Origin of the sequence: Lysobacter sp. M2-1, from assembly GCF_022662495.1 — a bacterium.
Taxonomy (GTDB): Bacteria; Pseudomonadota; Gammaproteobacteria; order Xanthomonadales; family Xanthomonadaceae; genus JAKPBU01.
This window is the reverse complement of the sequence record NZ_JAKPBU010000004.1, coordinates 56103-68677: the sequence shown is the minus strand read 5'-3', so window position 1 is coordinate 68677 and position 12575 is coordinate 56103. Positions and strand designations below refer to the sequence as shown.

Sequence of the window (12575 nt, the reverse complement as noted above, 5' to 3'; positions counted from 1 at the left end):
ACTTCGTTATATCCGCGCACACCGCCTGACCACTGTAGGAGCGCCTCTTAGGCGCGACCGCGTTGCCCCATCCTGCGATCGCGCCTAAGCGGCGCTCCTACAACAACAATGACCGATGGAATGCCGATGAACACCCCCACCGAAGCCGACATCCAGCGCGAACTCGCGCAGCTGGCCACGCTGCGCGATGCGATCGCGACCGCGATCGTGGGCCAGCAGGATGTCGTGGAGCAGCTGCTGATCGCACTGCTGGCCGGCGGCCACTGCCTGCTCGAAGGCGTCCCGGGCCTGGGCAAGACCCTGCTGGTGCGCTCGCTGGGACAGGCGCTGGACCTGCAGTTCCGGCGCGTCCAGTTCACCCCGGACCTGATGCCCAGCGACATCCTCGGCACCGAAATCCTGGAAGAGGATCACGGCACCGGCCATCGCATGTTCAAGTTCCAGCGCGGCCCGGTGTTCACCAACCTGCTGCTGGCCGACGAGCTCAACCGCACCCCGCCCAAGACCCAGGCGGCGCTGCTGGAAGCGATGCAGGAACGCACGGTGAGCTATGCCGGCGTGACCCATGCCCTGCCCGCGCCATTCTTCGTGCTCGCCACCCAGAACCCGCTGGAACAGTCCGGCACCTATCCGCTGCCCGAAGCGCAGCTCGACCGCTTCCTGCTGCACGTCAAGGTCGACTATCCCGATGAGGCGGAAGAACGCACCATCATCGAACAGACCACCGGTCGCCCGCAGCCCGAGGTGCCACGGGTCATGCACGGCGAAGCCATCCTCGGCCTGCAGGCGCGGGTGCGCGAAGTACACCTGGGCGACGAGCTGCTGACCTGGATCACGCGCCTGGTGCGCGCGACTCGTCCGCATCCACCGGGATCGGCAGACGCGGGCGTGCCCGAGGTCAACCAATGGGTGCGCTGGGGCGCAGGCCCGCGTGCCGGACAGTCGCTGGTGCTCGCGGCCAAGGCGCGGGCCCTGCTGCACGGGCGCCTGGCCGCGACCCGCGAGGACGTGATCGCGCTTGCCGCACCGGTGATGCGACACCGCTTGTTGCTGTCGTTCGTGGCCGAAGCCGAGCGCCGGACTGCGGACGACGTGGTCGCCGCGCTGCTGCGCGCGATGCCGCCACCGGCAGCCTGACATGCGAGGCATGCGACACCGATGTGGGAGCGGCCTCGGCCGCGACTGCCCTTGACGCCAGTCATGGCTACTCAAGAATCGAGCAAGCTCGCCCCCACCGACCTGATCCCGGCGGACGTGCGCGCGCGGCTGAAAGACCTGCAGCTATCGGCGCGCCGCGCCAGCGGCGCACAGGGCTTCGGCCTGCACCGCAGCCCGAGCCGCGGCGCGGGCCTGGAATTCGCGCAGTACCGCGCATACGAACCCGGCGACGAGCTGCGCCAGATCGACTGGAAACTGTATGCGCGCTCCGATCGGTTCTTCGTGCGCGAAGCCGAACGCGACAGCCCGCTCGACGTCTGGTTGCTGATCGACACCAGCGCCTCGATGTCGCAGGCCGACGAATCGCGGCCGCATTGGTCGCGGCTGGAGGCCGCGAAGGCGCTGGCCGCCTGCTGCATCGAACTGGCGCTGCGCCAGGGCGATCGCTTCGGCCTGGCCGCGATCAGCGGCGCCGGGCTGCAGGTCACGCCGCTGGGCAGCGGCCCGCGCCAGCGCGACCGCTGCCTGCTCGCGCTGCAGGCGCTGAGGGCGTCGGGCGCGTGGCCGGACGAAGCTCAGCTGCGTCCGCTCTGGGAAGCGATCCGCGCGCGCAGCCTGGTGCTGTCACTGGGCGATACGTTCGATGAAGCCACGCCGCAGCTGCTGGAGCGCTTCGCCGCCGCGCGCCGCGAGGTGCTGGCGATCCAGATCCTGACCGTGGGCGAGCGCGATTTCCCGTTCCACGGCGGACACCGCTTCCGCGACCCGGAAACCGGCGAGGACGTCCTTAGCGACGGCGATCGGGTACGCGCCGATTTCCTCGAGCGCTTCGGCGCGGCGCAGCGAGCCCTGGTCTCGCGTCTGACGGCCGCGGGCATCCGCCATGCCCGCTACGTGCTGGACGAACCGCTCGACGCGCCTTTGCGGCAGCTGTTTCTCGCACGGCCGGGCGGCTGAGTGCGTGATGGATCGCGTCCGGTGAACGTCTTCGAATGAGCATGCTCCTGCTGCTGCCGATCGGCCTGACCGCGCTGGCCGCGCTGCTGCTGCCGCTGCTGGTGCACCTGGCGCGCCGCAGCGAGCAACGGGTGGTGCCGTTCGCCGCGCTGCGCTGGCTGAAGGCGCTGCCGCAGCCGCGCCGCAGGCATCGCTTCGAGGAATTGCTGCTGATGCTGGTCCGCCTGCTGCTGCTGGCCGCGCTGGCGCTGCTGCTGGCACAGCCGGTGCTGTTCGGGCGACCCGATCGCCGACCGCGCGTCGCGGTGGCGCCCGGGGTGGACATCGCCGCGGCACGCGCGCAACCCATCGGGGGCGACGCGCGTTGGCTGTGGATTGCCCCCGGGTTTCCGCAGCTGGAACCGGAGAAACCGGTCGACAAGACTGCGGCGGCAACCAGTTCCGCGGAGCCAGCACCATTCGCCAGCCTGCTGCGCGAACTCGATGCACAGCTTCCGGCAAGCACGCCGCTGACCGTGCTCGTTCCCGCCGTGCTCGACGGTGCGGACGCGCAGCGTCCGCTGCTGAGTCGCCGGGTCGACTGGCGCATCGTCTCGGCACCAGCGAATGACGATGCCAATTCTCCAGCCCGTAGCCGCATCGCGCCGTTCGCATTGCAGGTGCGCCATGCGCCAGATCGCATCGCGTCGCTGCGCTACCTGCGTGCGGCGGGCATGGCCTGGACGCGCGCCGACCAGCCCGCAGCCGATCGCGCACCGCGACTCGACGCGGCGATGTCGATCGCGCCTGCGGACCAGCCGCTCAACGCGGGCGCGCGGGCGCTCGTATGGCTCGTCCCCGGGCCTGCACCTGATGCAATCCGGGACTGGGTTGCAAGCGGCGGCCAGGTCCTGCTCGACCATGATGCGCAGTGGCCGGACTTTCCACGCGATGCGCCCATCGTCTGGCGCGATGACCAGGGCGCACTGGCGCGCGCGATCGGCTTTGGAAAAGGACGCGCGCTGAAGCTGGAACGCCCGCTGCTGCCGGCGGCGATGCCCGGATTGCTGGACGCCGATTTTCCGCTGCAACTGCGCGATCTGTTCGCGCAAGCACCTGCGCAACCTGCGCGGGTCGAAGCGTCCGGATACGCGCCGCGCACCGGAGTCGATCCCTGGCCGGAACGCCCACGCCCGCTCGCGCCATGGCTGGTCTGGCTTGTCGCCGGGCTGTTCCTGCTCGAGCGCCTGCTCGCCAGCGGCAGGCGCCGGAGCGAGGCCGCATGAGGTCCGATGCCATCCTGCGGCAGGCGCACCAGCGCGCGCGCCGTCACGCGCTATTCGGCATCGCGCTGGCGGCGCTGCCTTGGGTCGCGGTGGCCGGCGCATTGATCTGGCGAACGGGCGCGACACTCGCCTGGCTTGGGCTCGTGGCCGTGTTGTTGGTGTCGACGCTCCATGCCTGGCGCCGCATGCGCGCGATGGATGCGCGCTGGCTCGCCCGCACCCTGGATGCACGCCGACCGGACATGGAGGACAGCGCAGCCTTGCTGCTCGGACTGCAGCCGGCGAGCGGTGCCTTGCCGGCGCTGCAACGCGTGCGCCTGCAGACGCGCATCGAACGGGGACCCGCGCCCGAGCTGCGCATTCCATGGGACGCTCGCGCGCTTGCGGTCTCCGCCCTGCTCGCCACCATCGCGCTGTCGGCAGTCCTGTTGTGGCCCCGATCGGAGCCGGGCACCACGACCCCTGGGGCACAGCGTGCGGACGCCGCGTCGTCCAGCGGCGCACCGCCGCGCCTGATCGCGCGGCAGCTGGAAATTCACCCGCCCGGATACACGGGCCTGCCCGTGCGTCGCATCGATGCGCTTTCGGCACGGGTACCGGTCGGCACCGAGCTGCGCTGGACGCTGCGCTTCGCGCCGGAGCCGGCCCAGGCCGCGCTTGTCTTCCTGGACGGACAACGGCTGCCGCTGCGGCGCGACAACGATGGCGCCTGGCGCGCGCGCCGCCGCGTCGAGCGCGGCCTGCTGTACACCGTCGAGCCTGCGCAACCGGGCCGCGACGGCCAGCCGCAGATGCACCGCATCGACGCCATCGCCGATCGCGCGCCGCGCGTGCGCGTGCTGCAGCCGGCAAGCACCCTCAGCACGGTGCAGACCGGCCAGCGCAACTGGACGGTCGCGTTCGAAGCCGAAGACGATTACGGACTCGCGGCCACGGCGCGCCTGCGCGTGATCCGCACCGAGGGCAGCGGCGAGAACATCACCTCGAAGGAGCAGGCGCTGACGTTGCGCGGTACCGGCACCGGCAAGCGCCGGCGCTACGGGCATACCTTCGCGCTGGGCGCGCTCGGGCTGGTACCGGGCGACGACCTGATCGTGCAGCTGGTGGTGTCCGACCTGCAGGCGCCCAGGCCGCATGAGGTGGCCAGCCCGAGCCTGATCCTGCGCTGGCCGCCCGAAGTCCAGGAGCAGGCCGCCGGACTGGACGGGATGATGAAGAAGGTGATGCCGGCCTACTTCCGCAGCCAGCGCCAGATCATCATCGACGCCGAAGCACTGCTGAAAGAAAAACCGCGCATCACCGCGGACGAGTACCTGCAGCGTTCCGACACCATCGGCGTGGACCAGCGCCTGCTGCGCCTGCGCTACGGGCAGTTCCTGGGCGAGGAAAGCGAAGGCGCGCCGCAGCTGCCCACCAGCGACGCACCCGCCGAAGAATCCGGACACGAGTCCGACCTGCCGACCAATGACCCGGCCGCGCCGACCACTCACGATGCTCCGGAACCGGCAGCGGCAGCCGAGGGTGAGGACACCCACGCGCCCGGCGACGGCCACGATCACGATGACGGCGCACCGGCGCAGCGACAGGCCGGCTTCGGCGAGGAACAGCAGGTGCTCGAACGTTTCGGCCACACCCACGACATACCCGAAGCTGCGACCTTGCTGGACCCGAAGACGCGCGAACTGCTGCGCGCCGCGCTCGACGAGATGTGGCAGTCGGAGGTCAACCTGCGACAGGCCAAGCCCGAAGCCGCCCTGCCCTACGCCTACCGCGCGCTCGACTTCATCAAGCGCGTGCAGCAGTCCGAACGCATCTACCTGGCGAAGGTGGGCGTGGACCTGCCGCCGATCGACCCCGGCCGGCGCCTGAGTGGGGAGCGCGCGGGTCTCGCAGATCGCACGGACCCGATGCGCGCGGCGACGGCGCCGGATCCCACCATCGCCAACGCATGGCGCGCGCTTGCGCCCGCCGCGGACGGCGCCGCAGCGCGCGTCGACCTCGACGCACTGGCGCGCTGGATGGCGAGCCGCGAGGTCCAAGGCGGCGATCCGTTGGCGATCGCGGCGGCGATCCAGTCCCTGCGGCGCGACCCGGCATGCGCGGCCTGCCGGGACCGGCTGCGCGCGCAGCTCTGGCCGCTGCTGGCCCGCCCGCCCGCCGCCCCGGCGCCGCGCGAACGCGCCGGGCGGATCGGTGATGCCTACCTGGACGCGCTCGGTCGCGAGGCGCGTCCATGAGCCTGCCGGTGATGATCGCGTCGCTGCTTGCGCTGGCGGTGATCCTGGCGACGCTGCGCATGCTGCTGCGCTGGCGCGCCGCCGACGCGACGGTGCGTCCCCAGGCCTGGCGCGCGGCCTTCCTGCTGGGCGGACAGGCCGCCAGCGCAGCCCTGCTGTACTTCACCCTGTTCCCACCCGCAGCACCGGCACCTGCCGGCGCGCTGACCGTGCTGACCGCGGACGCCGGCAAGACCCCATCCGTCTCCACGCCGGGCCGGGTGATCGCACTTCCCGAAGCGGGAACGGTTCCCACACGCTGGCGGGGTGCGGAACGGGTGCCGGACCTGAGCACCGCGCTGCGGCGCTACCCGGCCACGCGCACGATCCACGTGGTCGGCGCCGGCCTGGTGGAGCGCGACCGAGAGGCCCTGCAAGGCCGCGCGCTGCGGTTCCATCCCGCCCCGCTGCCCGCCGGGCTGGTCGAGCTGGAACGGCCGGGCGCCGTCGCCGCCGGGCGCGGCTTCGCGGTGCGCGGTCGCACGAACGCATTGCCGGGTGGACGCGCGGAGTTGCTGGATCCGGCGGGGCGACGGCTGGATTGGGCCGTCCTGGACGATGCCGGCGGATTCGAATTGCACGGCAGCACGCGCAGCGCCGGACTGGCGAGCTACACCTTGCGCCTGCGCGACGGGCGCGGGCGGATCGCCGAGCGCGTCGCCATCGCCGTGCAGATCCTGCCTGCCCGGCGCCTGCGGATGCTGGTGCTGGCCGGGGCGCCGAACGCGGAACTTAAATTCCTGCGCCGCTGGGCGATGGACGCGGGCATGGCGCTGGAGACGCGGATCGACCTGGGCGCGGGCCTGCAGATCGCCAGCCGTGCGCCCGCGCTTGCCCCTAGTTCCCTCGACAAGCTCGATCTGCTGGTCGTCGACGAACGCAGCTGGCGATCGCTGGGCGCCGGCCAGCGCGGCACGGTCCTGGCGGCGGTCGATCGCGGCCTTGGCCTGCTCCTGCGCCTGTCCGCCGCCGCCGGTCCGGGCGAACACCCGACGCTGCGCGCGCTCGGCTTCGCCACGTCCGGGGTGCCGCGGCGCGAAGTCCGCCTGGGCGCGGGATTCGCGCGGGCGGGCGACGCCGTGGATGCGCTGCCGACGATCATGCGCAGCCCGCTACAGGTGTCGGCCGGGGATGCCGTGGTGGCGCTCGCCGATGCGGCGGGCACACCGCTGTCGGTCTGGCGCGCACGCGGCCGCGGGCGGATCGGCATCGCCGCGTTCGACGACAGCTACCAGCTTGCGCTGGGCGGGCGCACGGACGCGCACGGTGAGCTCTGGAGCCGGCTGGCGAGCGTGCTCGCGCGCGCCGCGCAGGGCGAACCCGCGCCGACGATCACCGTCGCGCCGCCTGGTGAACGCAGCGTGGCCTGCGGCCTGCGCAGCGGGGCGCTGGTGGCTACGCCGGACCAGCGGAGCGTGCGGCTGCAGGTCGATCCGCGCACTGGCCCCGCGGCCCCGGATCAAGTCCGGGGCAGGCTCTGCGCCGGTTTCTGGGCCGATACGCCCGGTTGGCAGCGGCTCAACCAGCAGGGACAGGACACGCCATTCTTCATCCCGGCCGCCGGCGAGGCCCCCGCGCTGCGCGCAGCTGCCACACGCGACGCGACCCGGCTGCTGGCCGGCGCACCGGACGCCTCCGGCGGGGCGGACACCTCGCTGATCACCGGGCCGCGCTGGCCCTGGTTCATGGGCTGGCTGGTGCTGACCGGCCTGTTGTGGTGGCTCGAACGCTCCCGCCACGGGCTGCGGGCCATGGCCGCCGGCGAACCCGGCTCCTGAGGCAGTGCGGACAGTGTCCTGCGATAATTGCGCCCCTTGGCCCCGTAGCTCAGCTGGATAGAGCGGTCCCCTCCTAAGGGACAGGTCGTACGTTCGAATCGTATCGGGGCCGCCATAGAAGCAGGAACGAGTGGACAGGAGTGGGGAACGGGTGGGTCGCCACCCTTGCCTCGCCTGTCCACTCGTTCCTCGTTTCTCTCTACTCGTTTCTCGTTCCTGGAGTCCCCCATGTCTCATCCCGTCCTCACCGCCCTCGGCCTGGGCGCGACCGAATCCGGCACCTACCTGGGCAACGGCGAATGGTCGAAGACCAGCGACGCTGGCGTGCTCGAACCGGTCAACCCCACCGACGGCAGCGTGCTCGCCCGGGTGCAGGCGTCCTCGCAGGCCGATTACGACCTCATCGTCGAGCGTGCCCAGGCTGCCTTCAAGGTCTGGCGCACAACCCCGGCGCCGCGCCGCGGCGAGGCGATCCGGCTGTGCGCCGACGCACTGCGCGCGCACAAGGACGCGCTCGGTTCCCTGGTCGCGCTGGAGATGGGCAAGAGCAAGCCCGAGGGCGATGGCGAGGTGCAGGAGATGATCGACATCGGCGAGTTCGCGGTCGGCCTGTCGCGCCAGCTCTACGGCCTGACCATGCATTCCGAGCGCCCCGGCCACCGCATGTACGAGCAATGGCAGCCGCTGGGCCTGGTCGGGATCATCAGCGCGTTCAACTTCCCGGTCGCGGTCTGGGCCTGGAACAGCTTCGTGGCAGCGGTGTGCGGCGACATTTCGATCTGGAAGCCGTCGCCGAAGACGCCGCTGTCGGCGATCGCATCGATGAAGATCTGCAACGAAGCCCTGCGCAAGGGTGGCTTCCCCGACCTGTTCTACCTGTTCAACGACGCCGGCTCGGAACTGGCGTCCGCCTTCGTCGACGACAGGCGCATTGCCCTGGTCAGCTTTACCGGTTCGACCAAGGTGGGTCGCGCGGTCGGCGAACGCGTGGCGCGCCGCATGGGCCGCAGCCTGCTGGAACTGGGCGGCAACAACGCGATCATCGTCGACGCCACCGCCGACCTGAAACTGGCGATCCCCGCGATCGTGTTCGGCGCGGTCGGCACCGCCGGCCAGCGTTGCACCACCACCCGGCGGCTGTTCGTGCACGAAAGCATCTACGAGGATGTCCTGGGCAAGCTCAAGACCGCCTACGCCCAGGTCGAATCGAGGATCGGCGATCCCACCGACCCGGCCAACCTGATGGGCCCGCTCAACAGCCGCGACGCGGTAGACGCATTCCTCGACGCCGTCGAAAAGGCCAAGGCAGCCGGCGGCACGATCGAGAGCGGTGGCGCCGCGCTGTCCGATCGCAAAGGCAATTTCGTGCTGCCGACCCTGGTCACCGGCCTTTCCAACGACGCCGAGATCGTGCAGCACGAGACCTTCGCGCCGATCCTGTACGTGATGAAGTTCGACACCCTGGACGAAGCGATCGAACTGCAGAACGCGGTGCCGCAGGGCCTGTCCTCGGCGATCTTCACCACCAACCTCAAGGCGGCCGAGGCATTCCTGGCTGCGTCGGGTTCGGACTGCGGCATCGCCAATGTCAACATCGGCACCTCCGGCGCCGAGATCGGCGGGGCGTTCGGTGGCGAGAAGGAAACCGGCGGCGGCCGCGAATCCGGATCGGACGCATGGAAGGCGTATATGCGCCGGCAGACCAACACCATCAACTATTCCGACGCGCTGCCGCTGGCGCAGGGAATCAAGTTCGACCTCTGACGCCAGCGATGGCGGTGGGAGCGAGTCCGCTCGCGAATGCCTCAGCCGAGGCTGGAACTGGCACGAAGCAATCGCGGCCAAGGCCGCTCCCACGGGTTGGCCGTCGGGATCGCAGCAGCAAATGGCGTCCTTCGACGAGCGGAACTCCGCCCTGCCGCCTGTTTCGGGCAATAATGTGAAGGCCGTCCCCCCGCCCGGCTGCGACGACACATCCGATGTATTCCCTGGCACGTCCCTTCCTGTTCGGCCTCGATGCGGAGCGTGCGCACGCGATCGGGCTGTCGTCGCTGGAGGCCGCCTATCGCCTGGGATTGACCCCGTTGCTGGCGCGCAGGCCGCAGGCCTTCCCGACCCGCGCGTTCGGCCTGAACTTTCCCAACCCGGTCGGGCTAGCGGCGGGCCTGGACAAGAACGGCGCGCATGTCGATGCGCTGCTCGGTCTCGGTTTCGGCTTCATCGAGGTCGGAACGGTCACGCCGCGTCCGCAGGAGGGCAATCCAAAGCCGCGCATGTTCCGGTTGCCGCAGCACCAGGCGATCATCAACCGGCTCGGCTTCAACAACGATGGCGTCGACGCGCTGGTCGAAAACGTGGGCCGCGCGCGCCGCAAGGGCGATGGGCTGCTGGGCATCAATATCGGCAAGAACAAGGACACGCCCAACGAATCGGCCGAACGCGATTACCTGGTGTGCCTGGAGCGGGTCTACCCGCTGGCCGACTACGTGACCATCAACATCTCCTCGCCCAATACCGCCGGCCTGCGCGAACTGCAGGAGGAACAGGCCCTGCGCCGCCTGGTCGGCACCCTGCGCGAAGCGCAGGAACGCCTGGGCGCGCAGCACGGCAAGCGCGTCCCGATGCTGGTCAAGGTCTCGCCTGATCTTTCCGACGACGATATCGACGCATGCGCGCGCGTGCTGGGCGACCTGCAGGTCGACGGCGTGATCGCCACCAACACCACGGTGTCCCGGATCTCGGTCCAGGACCATCCGCTCTCCGCCGAGACCGGCGGCCTGTCTGGCGCACCGCTGATGGACAAGTCCACCGCGGTACTGCGCATGCTGCGTACGCGCCTTCCCGAAGCGATTCCGCTGATCGGCGTGGGCGGCATCCTCGGCGGCCCGGACGCGGCGAAGAAGATGGCGGCGGGCGCGCAGCTGGTGCAGCTCTATACCGGCCTGATCTACCGCGGCCCGCAGATCATCGACGAATGCATCGACGCGGTCCGGCGACGCAAGGAATGGCCCAGCCGCGGCAACATCCCGGTTCTGTAGGCTGGTTTTGTAGGCTGACCGGTGACATGACCGATCCCGTCCGCGGCGTGCGCCGCACCGAGAACGCCGACCTGCGCACGCGCAATACCTTCGGCGTGCGCGTGCATGCGCCGCTGCTGCTGGAAGTCGACGACGCCGACGCCCTGCCCGAGATCTTCGGCCGCGGCTGGGCGGACACCGGATCCATGGTGCTGGGCAGCGGCAGCAACCTGCTGTTCGCCGCGGATCCGCAGCAGACACTGCTCGCGCTCACCGGCCGCCGGGTCGAACTCCTGCACGACCGGGCCGATGTCGCGATCGTCCGCGCCCAGGCCGGTGCCGACTGGCACCCGTTCGTGATGTGGACGCTGGAGCAGGGCCTCTCGGGTCTGCAGAACCTGGCTCTGATTCCCGGCACCGTGGGCGCGGCGCCGATCCAGAACATCGGTGCATATGGCGTGGAAGTCGGTGAATCCGTGCACGCCGTCATCGGTTTCGAACGCGCCAGCCGGCGATTGCTGCGCCTGGACCGCGACGCCTGCCGCTTCGCCTACCGTGACAGCATGTTCAAGCAACAGGCCGATGCGTGGATCGTGACCGCGGTGGAATTCGAACTGCCGCGCAAGCCTGCGCTCAATCTGGACTACGCCGGGCTCGGCGAGGAACTCGCAGCCATGGGCATCGCCAGCCCCACGCCGCGACAGCTGGCCGATGCTGTGATCCGCATCCGCCGCCGCAAGCTGCCCGATCCGGCGCGGATCGGCAACGCCGGCAGTTTCTTCAAGAACCCGATCGTGCCCGTGGCGTTCGCTTCCAAGCTGCAGGCCGCGCATCCGTCGCTGCCGGTGTTTCGCGGCGACCGTGACGACACGCGCAAGCTGTCGGCGGCCTGGCTGATCGACCAGTGCGGCTGGAAGGGCCGGCGCGAAGGCGATGCCGGCATTGCCGACCAGCACGCGCTGGTGCTGGTCAACCATGGAAACGCCAGCGGCGCGGAGCTGCTCGGGCTCGCGCGCAACGTCGCCGCATCGGTGCAATCCCGCTTCGGCGTATCGCTCGAACCCGAACCGCGCATCGTCGGTGCGCAATGGTGAGTCCCCCACCGCGTGGGAGCGCGCTCGCGCGCGAATGCTCCTGATGGCTCCCGCGAAAAGCAATCGCGGCCAAGGCCGCTCCCACGAACCGCCTCGTTGAACAAGAGACACAACGTGCCACCCTCCCCGTCCGCCTCCCACGCCCGCGCGGCGCTGCTGATGCTCGGCAGCACGGTGTTCTTCGGCCTGATGGCGGTGACCATCCGTCTGGCTTCGGAATTGCTCGACACCTACGAAGTCGCATTCTTCCGCAACCTGTTCGGGCTGCTGGCACTGCTGCCGCTGCTGCGCGGCCGGATGCTCGCGTCGCTGCGCACGACCCAGCTGCCGCGCTATTTCCTGCGCAGCGCGATCGGGGTCGCGTCGATGCTGTGCGGCTTCTGGGCGATCGGCAACCTGCCGCTGGCGCAGGCGGTCTCGCTGTCGTATTCCACCCCGCTGTTCGTGACCATCGCCGCGGTCATCTTCCTGCACGAACAGGTGCGCGCCCGCCGCTGGGCGGCCGTGGCGATCGGCTTCATCGGCGTGCTGGTGATCGTGCAACCCGGCAGCACGCAGTTCAGCCTCGGCAGCCTGGTCGCGCTGGCTGCCTCGGTGCTCAGCGCGGTCGTCGCGATCCAGATCAAGCAGCTCTCGCGCATCGACACCGCCGACACGATCGTGCTGTGGACCTATCTGTTCTGGGTGCCGATTTCGCTGCTGCCGGCGCTGGCGGTGTGGGAATGGCCGCAGGGCATGGCCTGGCTCTGGGTGATCGCCACCGGCGTGATGGGCACCGGCGGCCAGCTGCTGTGGACGCGCGCGCTGAAGCTGGGCGATGTCTCCGCGCTCACGCCGATCAGCTTCATGCAGCTGCCGATCGTCGCCTTCGCCGGCTGGCTGTTGTTCGACGAGGCGATCAGCCGCTGGACCGTCCTCGGCGCCGGCATCATCTTCGCCGCCAATGCCTATATCGCGCATCGCGAGGCGCAACTGGCGCGCCGGGCGGCGACCAGCGCGCCGGTGGAGGCGGTCAAACCCGGCGAATGAA

General features: G+C 70.3%; 9 protein-coding genes and 1 tRNA gene. All 10 read left to right on the top strand.

Features of this window, described 5'->3' with window-relative positions; genetic code table 11:
• Positions 1-126: 126 nt before the first annotated feature.
• The 10 genes from MC375_RS10925 to MC375_RS10880 all read left to right on the top strand — a co-directional run bounded on the left by MC375_RS10925 (position 127) and on the right by MC375_RS10880 (position 12574).
• A complete protein-coding gene (locus MC375_RS10925; protein WP_242103430.1) occupies positions 127-1137 on the top strand; it encodes a MoxR family ATPase in 1011 nt (336 codons plus the stop codon).
• A gap of 63 nt (positions 1138-1200) precedes the next feature.
• Positions 1201-2115, top strand: a complete 915-nt coding sequence (locus tag MC375_RS10920) for a DUF58 domain-containing protein (protein ID WP_242103429.1) — start codon at positions 1201-1203, stop codon at positions 2113-2115.
• Positions 2116-2150: 35 nt separating this feature from the next.
• Positions 2151-3380: a BatA domain-containing protein gene (locus tag MC375_RS10915; RefSeq protein WP_242103428.1), complete on the top strand. Its 1230-nt coding sequence runs from the start codon at positions 2151-2153 to the stop codon at positions 3378-3380.
• Positions 3377-5617, top strand: coding sequence for a DUF4175 domain-containing protein (locus MC375_RS10910; RefSeq protein WP_242103427.1), 2241 nt, complete (start codon positions 3377-3379; stop codon positions 5615-5617). The genes MC375_RS10915 and MC375_RS10910 overlap by 4 nt, the downstream gene beginning before the upstream one ends.
• On the top strand, positions 5614-7434 hold the full coding sequence (locus MC375_RS10905) for a carboxypeptidase regulatory-like domain-containing protein (RefSeq protein ID WP_242103426.1): 1821 nt from the start codon (positions 5614-5616) through the stop codon (positions 7432-7434). The genes MC375_RS10910 and MC375_RS10905 overlap by 4 nt, the downstream gene beginning before the upstream one ends.
• Before the next feature lie 38 nt (positions 7435-7472).
• Positions 7473-7549: transfer RNA gene (locus MC375_RS10900), tRNA-Arg, on the top strand.
• 113 nt (positions 7550-7662) lie between these two features.
• On the top strand, positions 7663-9198 hold the full coding sequence (locus tag MC375_RS10895; RefSeq protein WP_242103425.1) for an aldehyde dehydrogenase family protein: 1536 nt from the start codon (positions 7663-7665) through the stop codon (positions 9196-9198).
• A 215-nt stretch (positions 9199-9413) separates the two neighbouring features.
• Complete coding sequence (locus MC375_RS10890; RefSeq protein ID WP_242103424.1) at positions 9414-10472, top strand: quinone-dependent dihydroorotate dehydrogenase; 1059 nt, start codon at positions 9414-9416, stop codon at positions 10470-10472.
• A 26-nt stretch (positions 10473-10498) separates the two neighbouring features.
• Positions 10499-11545: a UDP-N-acetylmuramate dehydrogenase gene (murB, locus tag MC375_RS10885; RefSeq protein ID WP_242103423.1), complete on the top strand. Its 1047-nt coding sequence runs from the start codon at positions 10499-10501 to the stop codon at positions 11543-11545.
• A gap of 159 nt (positions 11546-11704) precedes the next feature.
• On the top strand, positions 11705-12574 hold the full coding sequence (locus MC375_RS10880; protein ID WP_242103434.1) for a DMT family transporter: 870 nt from the start codon (positions 11705-11707) through the stop codon (positions 12572-12574).
• The last annotated feature ends 1 nt before the right edge of the window (position 12575 follow it).

Coding starts and splice junctions, on each gene's coding strand:
- MC375_RS10925 (WP_242103430.1), top strand. CDS start 127: ATGAACACCCCCACCGAAGCCGACATCCAGCGCGAACTCGCGCAGCTG.
- MC375_RS10920 (WP_242103429.1), top strand. CDS start 1,201: ATGGCTACTCAAGAATCGAGCAAGCTCGCCCCCACCGACCTGATCCCG.
- MC375_RS10915 (WP_242103428.1), top strand. CDS start 2,151: ATGAGCATGCTCCTGCTGCTGCCGATCGGCCTGACCGCGCTGGCCGCG.
- MC375_RS10910 (WP_242103427.1), top strand. CDS start 3,377: ATGAGGTCCGATGCCATCCTGCGGCAGGCGCACCAGCGCGCGCGCCGT.
- MC375_RS10905 (WP_242103426.1), top strand. CDS start 5,614: ATGAGCCTGCCGGTGATGATCGCGTCGCTGCTTGCGCTGGCGGTGATC.
- MC375_RS10895 (WP_242103425.1), top strand. CDS start 7,663: ATGTCTCATCCCGTCCTCACCGCCCTCGGCCTGGGCGCGACCGAATCC.
- MC375_RS10890 (WP_242103424.1), top strand. CDS start 9,414: ATGTATTCCCTGGCACGTCCCTTCCTGTTCGGCCTCGATGCGGAGCGT.
- murB (WP_242103423.1), top strand. CDS start 10,499: ATGACCGATCCCGTCCGCGGCGTGCGCCGCACCGAGAACGCCGACCTG.
- MC375_RS10880 (WP_242103434.1), top strand. CDS start 11,705: ATGCTCGGCAGCACGGTGTTCTTCGGCCTGATGGCGGTGACCATCCGT.